Raw genomic sequence first — 19126 nt, forward strand, 5'->3', positions numbered from 1 at the left:
GCGACGACGGGTATTACAAGGCTCTGGCGCACAGCAGAATCATGTAATACCGTGGATCACGACCTCCACCAGGAAGCGGGTTCCGCCATGTCCACCCACGTCGTCACCAATCAGGTCCCCGAACTCGTCGACTTCGACGCCGCGGACAATCCGGCCATCTCCGAGGCGGTTCACCGCGCGGGCGCCGACCACATGCTCGAGGACCTGCACCGGATCGGCCGTCTCGCCGGTGGTGCGGAAGCGCTCGGATGGGGCGACCTCGCCGAGTCCCACCCGCCGGAACTGCGGACCCACGACCGCTACGGCAACCGGGTGGACGAGGTCACCTACGACCCCGCCTATCACCACCTCATGCGGACGGGTATCGGTTTCGGTCTCGGTGGTACCGCATGGTCGGACCCGAGTCCGACGGCGCACTTCGAGCGTGCGGTGAAGTCGAGCGTGTGGGGTTCGGTGGACGCCGGGCACAGCTGCCCGTTGTCGATGACCTACGGGGTGGTGCCGGCACTGCGGGCCAACCCCGAACTCGCCGGGCTGTACGAGCCGCTGCTCGTCTCGACGACCTATGATCCCGGTCTCCGGGCGCCGCTGTCGAAAGCGGGGCTGACCGCCGGAATGTCGATGACCGAGAAGCAGGGCGGCTCCGACGTTCGCGCGAACACCACGACAGCCGTCGTCCAACCGGACGGGACGTACCGCATCACCGGCCACAAATGGTTCACCTCCGCACCCATGTGCGATGTGTTCCTGGTGCTGGCGCAGGCGCCGGGAGGTCTGTCGTGCTTCTTCGTGCCGCGGGTGCTGCCCGACGGATCCCGCAACACCTTTATGCTGCAGCGGCTGAAGGCCAAGCTGGGCAACCACTCCAACGCGAGCAGCGAAGTCGAGTACGACGACACGGTCGGGTGGCTCGTCGGTGACGAGGGCCGCGGGGTGGCGACGATCATCGAGATGGTGAACATGACCCGCCTGGACTGCACCCTCGGCTCGGCGACCGGCATGCGGGTCGGCGTCGCCCAGGCCGCCCATCACGCCACCCACCGCCGGGCCTTCGGCGCCGCGCTCGTCGACCAACCGCTGATGCGCAACGTGCTCGCCGATCTCGCGGTCGAGTCGGAAGGAGCCACGATGACGGCACTGTGGCTCGCGGAACTGACCGACAAGGCGACCGCAGGCGACACTCGGGCGGATGCGCTGCGGCGGATCTCGCTCGCGGTCAGCAAGTACTACGTGTGCAAACGCGCCCCGATCCATGCCGCCGAAGCGCTGGAGTGCCTGGGCGGCAACGGATATGTGGAGGAGTCACGGATGCCGCGGCTCTTCCGGGAGTCGCCGCTCATGTCGATCTGGGAGGGGTCGGGGAATGTGGCTGCGCTCGATGTGTTGCGGGCGATGGCCAAACAGCCCGACACGGTGACCGTGTTCCTCGACGAGATCGACAGTGCAGCAGGGGCGGACCGGCACCTCGACGCCGCGGCCGACGAACTCCGGCGCGAGCTGGGCGACCTCGACGCGATGCAGTACCGGGCCCGGCGGGTCGTCGGCCGGATGGCCCAGCTCCTCCAGGCCTCCCTGCTGGTGCGGTACGGGCATCCGGCGGTCGCCGACGCGTTCGCCGCGAGCCGGCTCGCCAACGACCGGGGCGACGTGTTCGGCACCCTGCCGTCGGGGATCGACACGGCATCGATCATCGAACGGGTGACGCCGAAGACCGTGCAGGACAACGCCCGTGGATGAGCCGTCCGGCTCGCGGCCGGCGGCGTGGCGCGACGACCTGCGCGGCGGTCCGGACTCGTTGTTCGCCGGCCGCGCCGGACGTGAACCGGATGTCGACTACCGCACGCTCACCTACGAGGTCACCGGCCGGATCGCCCGTATCACCTTCAACCGGCCCGATCAGGGCAACGCGATCACCGTCGACACCCCCGTCGAACTGTCGCACGCGGTGGAGCGCGCCGACCTCGACCCCGGTGTCCACGTGATCGTCGTATCCGGGCGGGGCAAGGGTTTCTGCGGCGGATACGACCTGTCGATCTTCGCCGAGAACGGCGGCGACCCGTCCGAGGCCGTCGATCCCCGGACCGGCACCGTCCTCGATCCCGTTGTGCAGGCACGTAATCACGACCCGGGCCGCACCTGGGATCCCATGATCGACTACGCGATGATGAGCAGGTTCAACCGCGGTTTCGCCAGCCTGCTCCACGCGAACAAGCCGACGGTCGCCAAGCTGCACGGGTTCGCCGTCGCCGGCGGCACGGACATCGCCCTCTACGCCGACCAGATCATCTGCGCCGACGACACCAAGATCGGCTATCCGCCGACCCGGGTGTGGGGCATCCCCGCCGCGGGGATGTGGGCTCATCGGCTCGGCGATCAGCGCGCCAAGCGACTGCTGTTCACCGGCGATTGCCTGTCGGGCACACAGGCGCACGAGTGGGGGCTGGCTGTCGAGGCGCCCCCGGCCGACGAGCTCGACGACCGGACGGAGGCATTGCTCGAGCGGATCGCCCGCATGCCGATCAATCAACTCGTGATGGCCAAACTGGCGCTCAACAGTGCGCTCCTGGCTCAGGGCGTCGCGAATTCGGGGATGATCAGCACGGTCTTCGACGGCATCTCCCGCCACACCCGCGAGGGCTACGCCTTCCAGCAGCGGGCCGCAACCGTCGGGTTCCGGGACGCCGTCCGCGAACGCGATGAGATCAACGGCGACTGGAAGCGTGCTCAATTCCGCGCGCCGACAGAGTGATCGACGCCGCACTGGCGTGAGCGAACTGCGCCCCCGCCCTGCTCCCTGAGCTGAGGAGCGTCCGGAGCTTGCGGAGGGCGCGGCCCCCACCGCCCCCTGAGGAGCGTCCGGAGCTTGCGGAGGGCGCGTCACGAAGGGCCCGGCGTCCGAGGCGGTGCCCCCCGGTGCACCCGTCCGGCGTCTGTGACTGGTGGGGTTTCTGTTCACCACAGTCCACCACAGTTCACCACTGGGGAGCGATTGACGGCGACTGCTGCGCAACAGGATTCGCGACAATGAGGGCTGTGGAGAAATCTCTTCGTCGAACGTGATTGGCTCTTCTGACGTCGAAGTGGGTTCCTTTTCGCGAGCCTAACGCACGCAACGCCCAGTCTCGCTTAGGTTTTGATTTGCGAAGAACAAGACCAAAGGAGTGGGCGTTGCGCACTGTCAGAGTACTGCAGAAGTTGCTCGGAATCGAGCGTGCCCGTGTTGTGGGTGTCAGGTTCGATGAGGATGACCGCGGGCAGATGGTGGTCGTGTCGCTGGAACTGCACAAGAACGCACGATCACGGTGCCCGCAATGTAAGAAGCGCTGCCCTGGTTACGATCAACCTGCGGCGCCGCGACGGTGGCGACATCTCGACATGGGCGGTTGGCGGTGCTTCCTCGAGTTGCCCGCCAAGCGTGTGCAGTGTCCTCGCCATGATGTGAAGACTGAGTTGGTTCCGTGGGCACGTCCGGAAGCGAAGATGACCAGGGCGTTCGACGACACCGTCGCATGGCTGTGCGCGCACGCCCCGATGACCGCGGTCAGTGCCTATCTGCGGGTCTCCTGGCGGACGGTATCTCGTATCGTCGAGCGCGTGGTCGACGACCATGTCGGACTCACTAAACGCTTGAACGGGTTGCGGCGCATCGGTATCGATGAGATCGCCTATCGCAAGGGCCGCCGGTACCTGGTTGTCGTGGTCAATCATGACACAGGTCAGTTGGTATGGGCGGGTGAGGGCGCCAAAAAGGAGACGATCGAGCGGTTCTTTGATGAACTGGGTGATGTGCGCGCACGCAGGATCACCCATATCAGTGCTGATGGCGCCGAGTACATCGGTGCGGTCCTCGCCGAGCAGGCGCCGGGGGCGTACTGGTGTATGGACCCATTTCATGTGCTGCAGTGGGTCAATCAGGCGTTGGACCGGTGCCGGTCTCGGGTGATGAGTCGGATAGCCGGCTTGTCGAAGGTGGAACGTGGCCGGTTGAGGTGGGCGTTGTTGAAGAATCCTGACAGCCTCACCGAGAACCAGGAGCGGTTGCAGTCCATCGTGGTCAGCGATGCCAACAGTGTGCTGGCCCGTGCGTATCAGATGAAAGAAGAGATACGGCACATACTTTCAGGTGCCTACTTGTCATGTTGGGCGCCGTTGCGGCGGTGGTTGAAGAAGGCGGAGGCTTGTGACATACCAGAGATTCGCACCCTGGCGCCGAGTATCCGTAAACGTGAGGTCCAGATCTTTAACGCGGTCGAGTGTCAGATGAGCAATGCGCGAGTCGAAGCAACGAACTGCCATCTGCGGTCATTGACAAAGCGGTCGTACGGATTTCACACTCCCGACGCTTTGATCGCGATGGCGAACCTCACCAGGGGCGGCGCATGCCCAGAACTCCCACATCGAAACTGACCGAAAACCGCCCACTTTCAGATCAGGAGATCCACGTGATTGCGAGTATCTTGATGTCATGCCCTCGATCATCGAACTCCGCGACACCCTCACCGTCCTGCAACCGCCGCCCGACGACGGCAGTGGCCGCGCGCTACACGAGAGGCTCGACGAACTACGGATGTTGCGCAACGTGCTCGATCACCAGATCGCCGTGCACACAGCACTATTCGACGACACAGGTGCGGCAGCGCGGGCGGGGTCGACCACACGAAACGCACTGATCGAGATGGGCATGCCACCCGCGGCCGCGTACCGCTATGTACGCACCGCCAGCGGGCTGAAGTCGGTGCCGAAGGTGTCCGACTGTGCCGCCGAGGGTTATCTGTCTGCCGAGTGTGTTGATGCGGTGATCCGTGGAATCACCATGGTGAACAAGCGGTCCGCGTCACCGCTGTCCGACGACGATCGCAGCGGATATGAGAGTGAGTTGCTTGCGCAGGCATTCTCCGGCGCCACCCCGACCGAGATCGACGACCACGCCCGCGGGATCGCCCAGCGGGTCGCCACCGACCCCAGCACCGTGGCGGCGGCCGATGACGCATCGCTGAACACCGTGCACACCAGGATCACCGAAGACGGGCGGGTCGCGATCGCCGGAGATGTGACCGCGGTGATCGGAGAGAAGTTCGTGTCCATGATCGACGAACGGTCCTGTCCGCGTCCTGAACCCGACGGCGCGACGGATCGTCGCGGTGCGGCCGAGCGGCGTGCCGATGCGCTGGAGCTGTTGTTGGATCAAGCTGCAATCGGCGCGGCGATGACCTCGGCCGGCGCACCACGCACCCAACTCCTGGTGACCATCCCCGCCGACGGGACTGATTCAGCGCGACTGCCCTGGGTCGGGGCGGTCTCAGAGTCGACGACGCGGCGGCTGTCGTGTGATGGTGGGGTGGCGGAGATCGTGCTCGACGACGAGGGCGTGCCGCTACAAATGGGAACCACGAAACGCCTGTTCCCGCACCATCTGCGGCAGGCGATCATCGTGCGCGACCAGTGTTGCGTGAAATGCGGTGCCCCCGCAGCGCATACCCAGGTACACCACCTCGTGCACTGGGCCGATGGTGGTCCCACCGATCTCGACAACGGGTGCCTACTCTGCCAGCGCTGTCACACCCAGGTGCACCACCACGGCTGGCAAGTGGTGATGGGTCCCGACCGGCACCCGTGGCTGATCCCACCCGCCGACATCGACCCGCGACGCCTACCCCGGCCGGCCTACAACCGACGCACCATGCGGCTCGACGACGCTCCCGTCTAGACAGTCCACAGACCAGACCCTCCGGCGTCGACCCGGCGCCACACGACCTTTGACAACTCCACAGTGTGAAACGGAATCACCGGGATCTCGTAGCAAGGACACGGCCTATGGCGCGCCTTTGCGCTACGAGATCCCGGAGAGGATCAGGGTGCGTCGGGCACGAGGTCCGTGTCGCCGGGGGCGGAGAGGGTGAGTACCGCCTCCGTGATCCGCGGGTCGCGCTCCAGCTCGTTCTCGAGTCGCCGGAGAGCGACGGCCACCGAGGACTCGGCGTCGTCACCCGTGAAATCGACGGCGGCGACGAGGAACAGCTGAACGGGCCCGGTGTACTCGACGTGCAGGTAGGTGACGCGCTCGATGTTGTTGTGCGCGAGCAGGTCCCGGAGGACGCGCTGCTGGACGGCGTCGTCGACCGCCTGCCCGAGCAGGAACCGCCTGTTCTGGTTGATCAGGACGATGGCGACGACTCCGAGGAGCACGCCCACCAGGATCGACCCGATCGCGTCGTAGGTGGCCGACCCGGTGACCTGGTGCAGGAGCACTCCGACGAAGGCGATGGCCAGACCGATGAGCGCGGCCGCGTCCTCGGCGAAGACGGCACGGAGAGTCGGGTCGGAGGTGCGGAAGACCTGTCGTAGCAGACCGATCCGACGCATGACCGCGCCGCGCTTCGCCTGTTGATACGACCGCACGAACGAGATGCCCTCGAGTACCGCGGCGATCGTCAGGACCGCATAGGCGATGCCGTAATCCGTCGCCGGCTCCGGTGACAGCAGTTCGGTGATGCCGTGCTGCACCGACACCGCGGCTCCGACCGCGAACAACCCGAACGCCGCGAACATCGACCAGATGTACGCCTCGCGTCCGTAGCCCTGTGGATGACGGGCATCCCGGGGCCGATGCGCGCGTCGTTCCGCGATCAGCAGCAGGATCTCGTTCCCGGTGTCGGCCCACGAGTGGGCCGCTTCGGCGACGAGCGACGCGGAGCCGGTGACCATCGCGGCGCCGGTCTTGGCGACGGCGATCAAGAGGTTCGACACGAACGCGATGACGACCGTCAGGAAACTCTCGCCGGGTCCGCCGGATTCGTGCTGCGCGTCGGGAGGAGTCACTGCGCCGAGTCTCCCACACGATGCGGTGCCCGCGGCCTCACCCAGATCGAGGGAGTGTCGGCCGCGCCTACACTCGCGGGAGTGGCAACCCATTCCGACGATGCATCCGAGGCCGGGCCCGGCATCGACGCCCCGGGCCCCGAGGTCGTCGAACTGGCCACCCGACTCTTCGACATGGCGCGGTCCGGTGCCACCGACACGCTCGCCGGTTACCTCGACGCCGGCGTCCCGGCCGATCTGCGTAACCAGTCCGGTGATTCGCTCCTGATGCTCGCGGCCTACCACGGCCACGCGTCGACGGTGTCGGCCCTCCTCGACCGCGGTGCCGACGCCGACCTCGCCAACGACAAGGGGCAGACGCCGTTGGCAGGCGCGGTGTTCAAGGGTTTCGACGACGTGGTGCGGGCGCTCGTCGACGCCGGGGCGGACCCGCATGTGGGGACTCCGGCCGCCGATGCCGCGGCAGCGATGTTCGGCCGTGAGGACCTGCGTCGTCTGTGGAGCTGAGACCTCCCCGGGGACCGCGGCGGCGTGATCGGGTTCGCATCGCGCTCTCAAGTAGGGTTTGAAGTCGTGATCGACCTGAAGACTGTTCGCGACAACCCCGACCTCGTCCGCACCTCACAGCGCTCTCGCGGTGAGGACCCGGGCCTGGTGGACGCGCTGCTCGCCGCCGACGCCGAGCGCCGGGCGGCCATCGTCGAGGCGGACGCGTTGCGCTCCGAACAGAAAGCTCTCGGCAAGCAGGTCGGCAAGGCACAGGGCGACGACAAGCAGGCGCTGCTGGCCAAAGGCAAAGAGCTCGCCGAGCAGGTCAAGGCCGCGGTGGCGCGCCAGTCCGAGGCCGATGCGGCCGCAGCGAAGGCCCATCGGGCCATCTCCAACATCGTCGCCGATGGGGCGCCCGCCGGCGGTGAGGACGACTACGTGGTCCTCGAGCACGTCGGCGAGCCCCGCGCCATCGAGAACCCGAAGGATCACCTCGAACTCGGTGAGTCGCTCGGACTGCTCGACATGGAGCGCGGCGCCAAGGTGTCGGGCTCGAGGTTCTACTTCCTCACCGGCCAGGGTGCGCAGCTCCAGCTCGCACTGCTGAACATGGCCGCGGCGAAGGCCACCGCGAACGGGTTCACCTTGATGATCCCGCCGGTGCTGGTCCGGCCGGAGGTCATGGAGGGAACCGGGTTCCTCGGCGCCCATGCCGACGAGGTCTACCACCTCGACAAGGACGACGACCTGTACCTGGTCGGCACGTCGGAGGTGCCGCTCGCGGGGTACCACATGGACGAGATCCTCGACCTGTCCGACGGTCCGAAGCGCTACGCCGGCTGGTCGACCTGTTTCCGACGCGAGGCCGGCAGCTACGGCAAGGACACCCGGGGCATCATCCGCGTCCACCAGTTCGACAAGGTCGAGGGCTTCGTCTACTGCCGGCCCGAGGACGCCGAGGCCGAGCACCAGCGCCTGCTGGGCTGGGAGAAGGACATGCTCGCCGCCATCGACGTGCCGTACCGCGTGATCGATGTCGCCGGCGGCGACCTCGGCTCGTCGGCCTCGCGGAAGTACGACTGCGAGGCCTGGGTACCGACGCAGGGCACCTACCGCGAGCTGACCTCGACGTCGAACTGCACCACGTTCCAGGCACGACGCCTCTCGATCCGCTACCGCGACGAGAACGGCAAACCGCAGACCGCCGCGACGCTCAACGGAACGCTGGCGACCACCCGCTGGCTGGTCGCGATCCTCGAGAACCACCAGCAGCCCGATGGTTCGGTCCGGCTGCCCGCCGAACTCGCCAAGTTCGTGGGCACCGACGTGCTCACGCCGCGTTGAGCTGAGCTCCTGTCATGACCGCCGGCATCGTGATCGCGGTGATCGGTTCGCTGGCGTTCGCCGCGGCAGCGGTGCTGCAGGCGCTGGGCGCCGAGCAGGTCGCGCAGCGAGCGGCGATCCGTGAGGAGCGCCGTCGGTCCGCCGCCGCGCATCCGTCGTTGCGCTCCACGGCGGCCACCATGCTCACGGTGCCGTTCCTCGTCGGATTCGCCTTCGACATCATCGGTTTCGTCGCGACCATCGCGTCGGCACGGCTGATCCCGCTCTTCTTGTCGCAGACGATCATCTCCGCACGGCTGGTGGCCACCGCGCTGCTGGCGATGGTGGTCCTGAAAGTCGGCTTGACGCTGCGGGATTGGATCTCCGGGGCGGTGATCGTGCTGTCGTTGGTGCTGCTCGCGCTCTCGGCGGGCCGCGAAGGCGTGGAGCACGATGCGTGGATGCACTGGGCGGTACTCGTTGCCGGACCGGCGCTGATCGCGCTGGGCGTCATCGTGATGCGCCGCTTGCGTAAGCACATCGCGGCGGTGACCGGTCTCATCGCCGGGGCCGTCTTCGGTGTGATGGCGGTGGCCTCTCGCATCCTGGACGGTCTCGACCCACTCGATCTGTCGGTGTTGTTCACCGACCCCGCGCTGTATGCGTTGCTGCTCAGCGGGATAGGCGGTTTCTACCTGTTCACGGTGGCGCTGCAGACCGGCTCGGTCAACGGCGCGGCCGCCGCGCTGGTCGTCGGCCAGACGGTCCTGCCCGGGGCGGTCGGCATCGCGTTCCTCGGCGACGTCACACGTGCCGGATGGGGTCCGGTCGCGATCGTGGCCTTCCTCGGCGCAGTTCTCGGCGGCGTCGTACTGGCGTCGTCGGGTGCGGTCACCGCGGTCGAGACGGCCGATGCGACGAATGCGCCTCGCGGGTACGGCCATCCGCCGCGCGGAGTCGAGCGGCGATAGGCCACGAGGCCCACAGCTCGCGTTGCGTTCCATCCCGCCTTCCGGGACGAATCGCAACGTGGTCTCATCGGATCTCTCACACGATCGCGGCCAGCAGCCGATCCAGTGCGCGGTGGGCGCGTTCGCGTGCGGTGTCGTCGTCGGGATGCCGGGCGAGCCAGAGGGCGGCCTCGTTCATCGCACCCGACAACAGCATCGTCATCACGTCGACCAACTCGCCGTCGACGCCGACCGCCACGAGGGCCTCGCGCAGATGGGTCGCCGACCCGGCCTCGTCGAGTCGGCGCCACTCGTCCCAGCCGACCACCGCAGGTCCGTCGATCAGCAGGATGCGCACGGCGGCTCCACTGGTGATCGCGTCCACGAACGCGTGCGACCCGGCACTCAACTGACCCGCCGGGTCGGTGCCGGCGGCTTCGGCCGCCGCGACGACCGCATCGGCGACCTGCTGGTGGCAGGCCGCGGCGACCGCCGCGAACAGCGCGCCCTTGTTGCGGAAGTGGTGATAGACGGCGCCGCGGGTGACGCCCGCGGCTTCGGCGACGTCGTCGAGGGACACGTCGGAGAATCCACGATCGGCGAACTGACGGGTGGCGGCGGCGAGGACGGCACGGGCCGTCTCGGCTGCGGCCGCGGCGGAGGCTCTCGGCACGGAAGGTTCCTTTACGTACGCTGCGTATGTATAGTCGGTTATACAAACGCATCGTACGTAAAGGAGCTCCATCATGAACGTCACCAGCGTCTACCCGGTTCTCATGACTACCGACGTGGCTGCGTCCTCAGACTTCTACCAGCGCGTTCTCGGGTTCGAGGTCACCTTCTCCGCGGACTGGTACGTCAGCATGCGCACCGGCGTGTTCGAGCTGGGGCTCGTGGGTGCGACTCATCCGACGATCCCCGAGGGTCACCGCCGACCCGCCGCCGGGCTGCTGGTCAACATCGAGGTCGACGACGTCGATGTGCTCTACCGGCGTCTCACGGACGAACACGGACTCCGTCCGGTACTCCAGTTGCGCGACGAGGACTTCGGTCAGCGGCACTTCATCGTCGAAGGCCCCGACGGGGTTCTGCTCGACTGCATCCAGCCGATCCCCGCGGTCGGTGAGTTCGCCGACGCCTACGTCGCCGACGCGTCGACGAACTGATCGCGATCGTCATCGTCCCGCGTGACCGCCCGGCGGTGGTTACTGTTCGACCATGCTGATCGGGATCCTCGCGGCGGTGTTCGCGGCGCTGGCGTACGGCACCGCGTCGGTGTTGCAGGCGCGTGGCGCGCAGAGTGTCGAGGACGCCGGCGCGCCGGGGGAGGCGCCGTCGCTGCGGTCGACGATCACCGCGATGCTGACGGTGTCGTTCCTCGCGGGCACGGCGCTCGACGGCATCGGATTCCTGGGCAACATGGTCGCCGCCCGCATGATCCCACTGTTCCTGGCGCAACCGATCGTCAGTGCGAACCTCGTCGTGACCGTCGTGCTCGCCACGCTGTTCCTGCACGCGCGGTTGTCGGTCCGCGACTGGACGGCGATCGCGGTCGTCGTCGTATCGCTGGTCCTGCTGGGCTTCTCGGCCGGCGACGAGGGTCACGAGCACGAATGGTGGCTGCACTGGGCGGTGCTCGTCGTGGGGGCAGCGATCCTGGGACTCGGCGCCGCGATCCTGCCGCGGATGCAGAGTCGTGTCGCGGTACTGGCGGGCCTCTCCGCCGGCGTGCTGTTCGGGGTCCTCGCGGTCGCGGTGCGCATCCTCGACGGCCTCGACCCCTTCGATCTCGGTGAACTGCTCACCGACCCGGCGCTCTACGCGATCATCCTGTGTGGCCCGGGTGGCTTCTACATGTTCACCGTCGCCCTGCAGAAGGGGTCGGTCAGCGCGGCGTCGGCCGCTCTGGTCGTCGGCGAGACGGTCGTCCCCGGCGTCATCGGCATCCTGGTGCTCGGCGACACCACGCGTGCTGGTTGGGGCGCCGTCGCCGTGATCGCCTTCGTCGCTGCCGTGGCCGGCGCGGTGGTGGTGGCGATGTCGCCGGTGGTCGAGGCGGTCGAGCGGGCCGGCGAGAACCCGGTGCCGGACGCCACCTCCGGGGGCGCCTCGGGCCAGTCAGACCCGAAGGCGAAACGAAAGACGCCGTAGACGCCGCATATCGGGCATGATGACGATCCATGCGGCCTCTCTCCCGCGGCCTCGGAACGCTGACCGCGATCCTCGGGCTGACGACGACCCTGTCCCTCCTCGCGCCCACGGTGTCGGCGGCGCCCGTTCCGGTACCCGCGGCAGCGCCGGCGCAGTTGCCGTCGCAGGACCCGTTCTACGATCCGCCCGCGGGCTACGAATCGCGGTCACCAGGCGCAGCGCTGCGGACGCGTCAGGTCGAGTTGGGTTGGCGCGGAACCAGTATCCCGATCTCGGCCACCCAGATCCTCTACCGGACGACGAACCAGTTCGGCAGGCCGACGGCGACGGTCACCACGGTCATCTCGCCGCCGGGCGCTGCCGCCGGGGCGCCGCGCCGCGTCGTCTCCTACCACTCGTTCTACGACGCCCTCGGCTCGCAGTGCGACCCGTCGTACACGCTGCGCGGCGGTAATGCCGCGGAGGCGCCGATCGACATCACGCTCATCTCCGGGCTCCTCGCCGCCGGTTACACCGTCGCCGCCCCCGACTACGAGGGCCGCGGGCTGCGCTGGACGATGGCGCGCGAATCGGGGTACTCCGCGCTCGACAGCGTGCGTGCCGCACTCGGTCACCTGCGGGCGCCGGCCCGGACACCGATCGGACTGTTCGGCTACTCCGGCGGATCGATCCCCACCGGCTTCGGTGCAGAGCTGGCGCCGCGCTACGCGCCGGAGCTGAACATCGTCGGGGCCGCCGCGGGTGGCGTGCTGGTGAACCCGGCGAACAATCTGGGCTACGTCAACGGCAGCGAGAACTGGGCCGGCGTGATCCCGGCGCTGATGGCGGTCTACGCCGAGACCTACGGCATCGACATGCAGTCCTACCTCTCCCCGAAGGGCAAGCAGGTCCTCGGACAGGTCGCGGGGGAGTGCATCGAGGCGTTCGCCGACAAGTACCCGGGTCTGACCGATCACCAGCTCCTCGTGCCGACGGTCGGCGGCCTGCTGGACGTTCCCGGTGTACGACAGGCGATCTCGCAGAATGTGATGGGGACGCTCGGCACCCCGCGCAGCCCCATGATGCTCGGGGTCGGCAACGTCGACGGCACCGGTGACGGTGTGATGATCGCGGCCGATGTCGCGCGCCTCGCCGGCTCGTTCTGCAACCGCGGGGTGCCGACGACATTCACCGAGTACCGCGGCTCGAACCACACCCGGGCGTTCATCCCGTGGAGCGCCGAGGCGCTCGGCTTCCTCAACAGTCGCTTCTCCGGGCAGCCGGCCGGCGGGTGCGGCCGGTGACAGCGACCGGCGCGGCATCACGGCGGCGTACGGAAAATCTGTGAGCAGGTGGACGACCCGCGCCGAGCGTGACGGGGACGCCGACGCGATCCGCGACGTGGTGCTCGCGGCGTTCCCGACCCCCGACGAGGCGCGGATCGTCGATGAGCTGCGGGCCGACAGCGACGCCTGGATCGACGGGCTCTCCATCGTCACGACCGACGCCGACGGCACGATCGTCGGGTACGCGTTGTATTCGCGGTGCCGCGTCGACGCGGCACCGGCGCTCACGCTCGGACCCTGCGCCGTGTTGCCGTCGTGTCAACGGTCCGGGGCGGGCTCCGCGGCCATCGTCGCGGGTCTCGACGTTGCCCGCGCACACGGCGAGAACTTGGTGGTCGTGCTCGGCCACGCCGAGTATTACCCGAAGTTCGGTTTCGTCCCCGCGTCCCGATTCGGAATCCGCGCACCGTTCGACGTCCCGGACGAGGCGATGATGGCGCTGCGTCTCGACGATGCGCGCCCGGTGCCGAGCGGGACGATCGCCTACCCGGCTGCGTTCGGGGTCTGAGAACGACTTCGCGCGGGAGACCCGGGGCGCGAAGGGTGGCCGACCTCGTCCTGCCGAGGGGAGGCGGTTCAGTCGGCGTCGGCGGACGGGCTGGCGTTGGTGCCCCCGTCCGAGACCTCGAAGTTCTTCCACTCGCCGTCGTCGTGCACCTGCATGACGGTGCCGAGGCTGTCGTCCGGTGCGGCGACGGTCTTGAACCAGTCGTATGCGCCGGTGGCATCGTCGAACTCTTTCTCTTCGACGACGTTCTCGCTCGAATCGATGACGCGGTACTTGGCCATGATGTTCTCCTCACGGTCGTTGTGTGCGACTCGCGGTCCGACGTCGTGTCCGGCCGTGAGCCCTGTTCCTCATCGTAGAAATCTGTCCGCGCCCGGGACCCCCTTGCCGAGGTCGTCGAGCTCGGATCGTGTCGCGCGCAACGGGTCGGTAACGGGTCGCGAGCGAACGTGCCGGAGGGCTACCCACAATCGCGTCGGAGTAATCGGCCGGCGTCGAATCGCGGCCCACGGACGACGAATGACTCCGGACGCGGTTGGGTACACCCCGACGGTCCGAAGGCGTCGTCACGTCGTAGGGAGGGAATCGTGGCCGATCGCATCGACGACCTCTGGGGTGGACGCACTCCGTACGCGCCGGGTGAGCAATGGCCCGTGCGGGTCGATCAGCATCTGGGCGACGGGATCAGTCCTGACGAGGTGCAACGATGGGTTCGCTCGGCGTCGGTCCTGCATTCCAACGGCGATGCCCTCGACATCGCGGTGGTCGACGACCGGATCGTCGGCGTCCGCGGCCGGGCCGATGACCGTGTCAACCGCGGTCGCGTCGACGTCAAGGATCTCTACGGATGGCAGGCCAGTTCGTCTCGGGACCGACTGACCCGCCCGCTCGTGCGGCAGCACGGTCGGCTGGTTAGAGGCGACGTGGGACGACGCCATGGGACGCATCGTCGAACGGTCCCGGTCCCTGCTCGACGAACACGGACCCGCGGCAATCGGCTTCTACACGTCCGGACAGCTCTTCTTGGAGGAGTACTACACGCTCGGGGTCATCGCCCACGGAGCCATCGGCACCGACCACGTGGACGGCAACACCCGGTTGTGCACCGCGACGGCCGCAGAAGCGCTGAAGGCCTCGTTCGCCAGCGACGGTCAGCCCGGCACCTACACCGATTTCGACCATGCCGACACCATCGCGCTGTTCGGTCACAACATCGCCGAGACCCAGAGCGTCACATGGATGCGCATCCTCGACCGACTCGCGGGTCCACACCCGCCGGCCATCGTCTGCGTCGATCCGCGGACGACGCCGGTGGCCCGGCATGCCACCGTCCACCTGGCACCGCTGCCCGGCACGAACGTCGCGCTGATGAACGGGCTGCTGCACGAGATCATCGCCAACGACTGGGTCGACCACGACTACATCGACGCGCACACAGTCGGTTTCGACGACCTGCGTCGGATGGTCGACGACTATCCACCGGAACGTGTCGCCGAGATCTGCGATGTCCCGGCCGACGATCTCCGTCACGCCGCACGTCTGTTGGGCAGCGCCGAACGACTGGTGTCGACGGTGTTGCAGGGCTTCTACCAATCGCACCAGGCGACCGCCGCGGCGGTTCAGGTCAACAACATCCACCTCATCCGGGGGATGCTCGGGCGGCCCGGTTGCGGTCTGCTGCAGATGAACGGCCAGCCCACCGCCGAGAACACCAGGGAGTGCGGGGCCGACGGCGATCTCGCGGGGTTCCGCAACTGGGAGAACGACGCGCACGTGCGCGAACTGGCCGACCTGTGGAACATCGAGAAAGACCGGCTCCCGCATGAAAACCCGCCCACCCACGCGATGGAGATCTTCCGCCTCGCCGAGAAGGGGACGATACGGATGCTGTGGATCAGTGCCACGAATCCCGCCGTGTCGCTGCCGGAGCTGGGGCGAATCCGGGCGATCCTCGAACGGGACGATGTGTTCGTCGTGGCGCAGGACATGTTCCCGAATGAGACGACCGCACTCGCCGATGTCGTACTCCCGGCCGCCGGATGGGGTGAGAAGACGGGCACGTTCACCAACGCCGACCGCACTGTGCACCTGTCGGAGAAGGCGGTCGATCCACCCGGCGAGGCCAGAGCCGACCTCGACATCTTCCTCGACTACGCCCGTCGCATGGATTTCCGCGACCGGGATGGGAAGCCGTTGCCCCCGTGGACGGATGCCGAATCCGCTTTCGACGCCTGGCGGGCGTGCAGCGCAGGCCGGCCGTGCGACTACAGCGGGATGACGTACGAGCTACTGCGGACTCGCGGTGGCGTGCAGTGGCCGTGCACCGCGGACGCTCCCGGCGGTACCGAGCGTCTCTACGCCGACGGTCGGTTCTACAGCGCGGCGGACTACTGCGAGTCGTACGGCAAGGATCTGCTCACCGGCGAGCCGCTGCAACCCGACGAGTATCGCGACCTCAACCCGGGGGCGCGGGCGCTGATCAAGGCGGCGCCACACCTGCCACCTCCCGAGAGTCCCAGTGCCGACCACCCTTTCGCGCTGATCACGGGACGAACGGTCTACCACTTTCACACCCGAACCAAGACGGGCCGCGCACCCGAACTCGACGGGGCGGCGCCGGATGTGTGGGTGGAGGTCAACGCACTGGATGCCGCGCGCAGCGGTGTGCACGACGGTGACCTCGTCGAGATCGCCAGCCCGCGCGGCGCGATCACCGCAACGGTGCGGATCGCCGCCATCCGTCGCGGCGTGCTGTTCGTGCCCTTCCACTACGGGTACTGGGACGCCGACGACGACACCGGGAACCATCGCGCGGCCAACGAGCTGACCATCACCGACTAGGACTCGGCGTCGAAGCAGCCGATCTTCAAGATGGGTGCCGCGTCGATGACGCTCGTGACTGCGAAGTGAGGGATTCGTACCGGAATCCGGTACGAATCCCGCACTCCTCGATCCGGCTACGAGTCGAGCTTCGACGCGCGGAGTTCATGCCCCTTCGACGTCAGGCAGCGTCCCGTGGGCAGATCCCACTGCCATCCGTGCAGATTGCAGGTCAGCTTTTCGCCCTCGATGACCCCGAACTTGCCGAGATCGGCCTTGAGGTGCGGGCAGCGCCGCTGGATCTCCCAGCCGTCCTTGGTGATCGACGCCGAGTCGTCGTGTGCTTCGGCGAACCAGCCGTCGGCGTAAGCGATCCGTTCGTCGGTCAGGCACTTGAAGAAGGTGTAGAGGAACTCGTTGTAACCGCCGATGCGCCAGGTGGTGAACCGCGTCGACAGGAAGATGGTGTTGACCCAGTCGGGCTCGTTGTCGCGCAGGACGGTCCGGACCAGCTCGGTGGCGATCCGGAAACCGTAGCGGTACTTGCCCTCTCCCTCCTTGGGCTCGCGCACGATGCGGTTCGGGAAGTCGATCACGACGGTCTCGGTGGCCTCGATGACCGGGCCGCCGCCGGGGGTCATCACCAGTCCGACGGGGTAGCCGATGCCGTCGCAGATCAGATCCGACTGCGCCATGATCGGCTCGAACAGCTCGCGGAGCGCGCCGATCAGCGGCTCGCCCTCGGCCGGCGCCCACGTGGCCTTCTCCGCGGCGATGACCGGTGCGAACTTCTCCTTCATCCGCTCGAGGTAGGCCCGCTTGTTCTCGCCGAAGACATCGGCGGGCGCGTAGGGATGGGTGACCTCGTTCAGCGTCGGTCCCGAGAAGTCGGCGACCGAACCCGACACCATCATCAGGCCGCGGTGCTTCTCGCCGTCGTCGGTGCCGTGGATGCGCATCTGCTCCAGGAAGGTCTCCTGGTCCGGGAAGATCGACGTGGTGTCCGCGGTCTCGCCGGACCCGAAGTCGTTGAGGTAGAACAGGTCCTCGTCGAGGAACATCGGCGGTCCGGCCGACGGCACCACCCACGTCGCCCCGACCTGCTCGATATAGGAACGCGCACGGTCCATTCCGCGCTGACGTTTCTGAGAGGCGAAGTTGGCCTTGGACTTCCGCGGAATGTCGTAGACCATCGGGTACCAGATCGCGCCGGAGTACTGCAGCAGGTGGACGTCGACGTGCCCGAACGCCTCGTCGACGACGTCCAGGTCGATCGGCCGGGCGTCGTTCATGTTGAAGCACACCGTCTCGCCGTCGGAGACGATGAGTCCACTGTCGCCGATCGGGCCGTCGGCGGGCGCCCGCAACGCGATGATCATGACGTCCAACGAACCCTTGTCGTTCGTCACCGTCGTCTTGACCGAGTCGGTGGTTTCCACGAACTTGGAGAATCCGAGCTTCTCGAGTTCGCGGCGCAGGTCCGGCACCGGGTAGTCGGGGAGCAGGACGGTGGCGTCCTTGTTCACGTTCTCGCGCAGGTTCCGCTCGTCGAAGTGATCGCGGTGCAGGTGCGAGACGTAGAGGTAATCGCAGTCGCCGAGCGTCTTCCAGTCGAGTTCGGAGTTGTCCGGGAAGGGCACCCAGGAGGCGAAGTACGTCGGGTTGACCCAGGGGTCGCAGAGGATCGATCCGGCGGTGGTCTGGATGTGGAAACCGGCATGACCGATGCTGGTGATCTGCACGAAGGGGCCTTTCATGGTGTGCGCGGGGCTGCGCGGCAGGGCACGACAGACGTCCAGGGTATCGAGCCGTGCCGGACTGGTGCGTGGGCCATGAGTCCCGCGGGATGCTCACCGTGAGGAGTCTCACGGGTCCCGTCGTGATGAACGTCGGTCACGGCGACCAGGCTGCCGACGGCGGCGAGGGCGCCGAGGAGAGTGGCTAAGCTCTCTCGCATGGAACCCGTGTACGACACCGTGATCACCGCCGCCCGCCTGTTGTGGCTGGCCGAAGGTCTGAAGTTCAAGGTGTCGGGTGTGGAACACGTACCGGCCGACGGCCCCGGCGTCGTCGCGATCAACCACACCGGCTACCTGGACTTCACCTACGCGGGTATCCCGGCCTACCTGCAGGGCCGTCGCAAGGTCCGCTTCATGGCGAAGAAGGAGGTCTTCGACAACAAGATCTCCGGGCCGATCATGCGTTCGCTCAAGCACATTCCCGTCGACCGCGCGCAGGGTGCGGACAGCTACCGCAACGCGGTCGAGTACCTCAAGCGCGGCGAGCTCGTCGGGGTCTACCCCGAGGCGACGATCAGCCGGAGCTTCGAGCTGAAGGCCTTCAAGTCCGGTGCCGCCCGCATGGCGATCGAATCCGGCGCGCCGATCGTCCCCACGGTGATCTGGGGTGCGCAGCGCGTGTGGACCAAGGGGCACCCCAAACAGCTGGGGCGCACCGGGTACAAGATCTCCATCGGCGTCTGCGAGCCCCTCGAGGCCACGGGCAGCGCCGACGCCCTCACGGCCAAGCTGCACGAGGTCATGAGTGCGAAACTCCTCGAACTGCAGGATGCCTACGGCGAACACCCGAAGGGTGAGTTCTGGGTCCCCGCCCGGCTCGGCGGTTCGGCGCCGACACTCGAGGAGGCCAACCGGATGGACGCCCAGGAGCAGGCCGAACGTGCCGCCAAACGCGAGCCGCGGAAGGACGACCCCGGGGTCGTCTGATCGACTGCCGGCCGG

General features: G+C 67.5%; 16 protein-coding genes and 1 pseudogene. 13 read left to right on the plus strand and 4 right to left on the minus strand.

Translation table 11 applies throughout. The features are described 5' to 3' along the window. Positions 1-87: 87 nt before the first annotated feature. The 4 genes from QAD21_RS01195 (at position 88) to QAD21_RS01210 (ending at position 5707) form a co-directional block, all read left to right on the plus strand. Positions 88-1737 carry an acyl-CoA dehydrogenase family protein gene (locus QAD21_RS01195; protein WP_280360397.1) on the plus strand — a complete coding sequence of 550 codons (1650 nt, stop codon included), beginning with the start codon at positions 88-90 and terminating at the stop codon, positions 1735-1737. Further along, entirely contained in the window at positions 1730-2749 is a 1020-nt protein-coding gene (locus QAD21_RS01200) for a crotonase/enoyl-CoA hydratase family protein (RefSeq protein ID WP_280360398.1), read from the plus strand. Before QAD21_RS01195 ends, QAD21_RS01200 begins: the two co-directional genes overlap by 8 nt. A 311-nt stretch (positions 2750-3060) precedes the next feature. Beyond that, positions 3061-4407, plus strand: coding sequence for an ISL3 family transposase (locus tag QAD21_RS01205; protein WP_280360303.1), 1347 nt, complete (start codon positions 3061-3063; stop codon positions 4405-4407). Between the two features lie 58 nt (positions 4408-4465). Then, a complete protein-coding gene (locus QAD21_RS01210; protein ID WP_280360399.1) occupies positions 4466-5707 on the plus strand; it encodes an HNH endonuclease signature motif containing protein in 1242 nt (413 codons plus the stop codon). 143 nt (positions 5708-5850) lie between these two features. Here QAD21_RS01210 and QAD21_RS01215 read toward each other — a convergent pair whose 3' ends face one another. Then, positions 5851-6819, minus strand: coding sequence for a cation diffusion facilitator family transporter (locus QAD21_RS01215; RefSeq protein ID WP_280360400.1), 969 nt, complete (start codon positions 6817-6819; stop codon positions 5851-5853). Between the two features lie 81 nt (positions 6820-6900). Between QAD21_RS01215 and QAD21_RS01220 the strand changes: the two genes are divergently transcribed. The 3 genes from QAD21_RS01220 to QAD21_RS01230 all read left to right on the plus strand — a co-directional run bounded on the left by QAD21_RS01220 (position 6901) and on the right by QAD21_RS01230 (position 9602). Beyond that, positions 6901-7326 carry an ankyrin repeat domain-containing protein gene (locus QAD21_RS01220; RefSeq protein WP_223259060.1) on the plus strand — a complete coding sequence of 142 codons (426 nt, stop codon included), beginning with the start codon at positions 6901-6903 and terminating at the stop codon, positions 7324-7326. Positions 7327-7392: 66 nt separating this feature from the next. Continuing rightward, positions 7393-8652, plus strand: coding sequence for a serine--tRNA ligase (gene serS / locus QAD21_RS01225; protein WP_058250914.1), 1260 nt, complete (start codon positions 7393-7395; stop codon positions 8650-8652). A gap of 14 nt (positions 8653-8666) precedes the next feature. After that, a complete protein-coding gene (locus tag QAD21_RS01230; protein ID WP_280360401.1) occupies positions 8667-9602 on the plus strand; it encodes an EamA/RhaT family transporter in 936 nt (311 codons plus the stop codon). A 76-nt stretch (positions 9603-9678) separates the two neighbouring features. Here the strand turns inward: QAD21_RS01230 and QAD21_RS01235 are convergent, their stop codons facing one another. Further along, the gene (locus QAD21_RS01235) at positions 9679-10254 is read right to left on the minus strand and encodes a TetR/AcrR family transcriptional regulator (protein WP_058250916.1); all 576 of its coding nucleotides are present in this window, start codon (positions 10252-10254) and stop codon (positions 9679-9681) included. A 73-nt stretch (positions 10255-10327) separates the two neighbouring features. Here QAD21_RS01235 and QAD21_RS01240 point away from each other — a divergent pair, with 73 nt between their 5' ends. The 4 genes from QAD21_RS01240 to QAD21_RS01255 are packed head-to-tail and all read left to right on the plus strand — an operon-like array spanning position 10328 to position 13565. After that, on the plus strand, positions 10328-10747 hold the full coding sequence (locus tag QAD21_RS01240; protein ID WP_280360402.1) for a VOC family protein: 420 nt from the start codon (positions 10328-10330) through the stop codon (positions 10745-10747). Positions 10748-10799: 52 nt separating this feature from the next. Next, positions 10800-11732 carry a DMT family transporter gene (locus QAD21_RS01245; RefSeq protein ID WP_280360403.1) on the plus strand — a complete coding sequence of 311 codons (933 nt, stop codon included), beginning with the start codon at positions 10800-10802 and terminating at the stop codon, positions 11730-11732. 29 nt (positions 11733-11761) lie between these two features. Next, positions 11762-13015: a lipase family protein gene (locus tag QAD21_RS01250; RefSeq protein ID WP_226512097.1), complete on the plus strand. Its 1254-nt coding sequence runs from the start codon at positions 11762-11764 to the stop codon at positions 13013-13015. A gap of 40 nt (positions 13016-13055) precedes the next feature. Next, positions 13056-13565 carry an N-acetyltransferase gene (locus tag QAD21_RS01255; protein ID WP_159369812.1) on the plus strand — a complete coding sequence of 170 codons (510 nt, stop codon included), beginning with the start codon at positions 13056-13058 and terminating at the stop codon, positions 13563-13565. Between the two features lie 68 nt (positions 13566-13633). Here QAD21_RS01255 and QAD21_RS01260 read toward each other — a convergent pair whose 3' ends face one another. After that, positions 13634-13846 (minus strand): hypothetical protein, encoded by a 213-nt coding sequence (locus QAD21_RS01260; RefSeq protein WP_058250921.1) that lies wholly within the window; start codon positions 13844-13846, stop codon positions 13634-13636. Positions 13847-14149: 303 nt separating this feature from the next. Between QAD21_RS01260 and QAD21_RS01265 the strand changes: the two are divergent. Continuing rightward, positions 14150-16403 (plus strand): annotated as a pseudogene (locus QAD21_RS01265) (molybdopterin-dependent oxidoreductase); the annotation flags it as partial. A 119-nt stretch (positions 16404-16522) separates the two neighbouring features. Here the strand turns inward: QAD21_RS01265 and QAD21_RS01270 are convergent. Continuing rightward, the gene (locus QAD21_RS01270) at positions 16523-18127 is read right to left on the minus strand and encodes a Rieske 2Fe-2S domain-containing protein (protein ID WP_165629214.1); all 1605 of its coding nucleotides are present in this window, start codon (positions 18125-18127) and stop codon (positions 16523-16525) included. Between the two features lie 213 nt (positions 18128-18340). Between QAD21_RS01270 and QAD21_RS01275 the strand changes: the two genes are divergently transcribed. Next, positions 18341-19111, plus strand: coding sequence for a lysophospholipid acyltransferase family protein (locus tag QAD21_RS01275; RefSeq protein ID WP_058250924.1), 771 nt, complete (start codon positions 18341-18343; stop codon positions 19109-19111). The last annotated feature ends 15 nt before the right edge of the window (positions 19112-19126 follow it).

This window comes from Gordonia sp. SMJS1 (assembly GCF_029866425.1).
GTDB lineage: Bacteria > Actinomycetota > Actinomycetes > Mycobacteriales > Mycobacteriaceae > Gordonia > Gordonia hongkongensis.

Coding starts and splice junctions, on each gene's coding strand:
- QAD21_RS01230 (WP_280360401.1), top strand. CDS start 8,667: ATGACCGCCGGCATCGTGATCGCGGTGATCGGTTCGCTGGCGTTCGCC.
- QAD21_RS01260 (WP_058250921.1), bottom strand. CDS start 13,846: ATGGCCAAGTACCGCGTCATCGATTCGAGCGAGAACGTCGTCGAAGAG.
- QAD21_RS01210 (WP_280360399.1), top strand. CDS start 4,466: ATGCCCTCGATCATCGAACTCCGCGACACCCTCACCGTCCTGCAACCG.
- QAD21_RS01250 (WP_226512097.1), top strand. CDS start 11,762: ATGCGGCCTCTCTCCCGCGGCCTCGGAACGCTGACCGCGATCCTCGGG.
- QAD21_RS01275 (WP_058250924.1), top strand. CDS start 18,341: ATGGAACCCGTGTACGACACCGTGATCACCGCCGCCCGCCTGTTGTGG.
- QAD21_RS01195 (WP_280360397.1), top strand. CDS start 88: ATGTCCACCCACGTCGTCACCAATCAGGTCCCCGAACTCGTCGACTTC.
- QAD21_RS01245 (WP_280360403.1), top strand. CDS start 10,800: ATGCTGATCGGGATCCTCGCGGCGGTGTTCGCGGCGCTGGCGTACGGC.
- QAD21_RS01240 (WP_280360402.1), top strand. CDS start 10,328: ATGAACGTCACCAGCGTCTACCCGGTTCTCATGACTACCGACGTGGCT.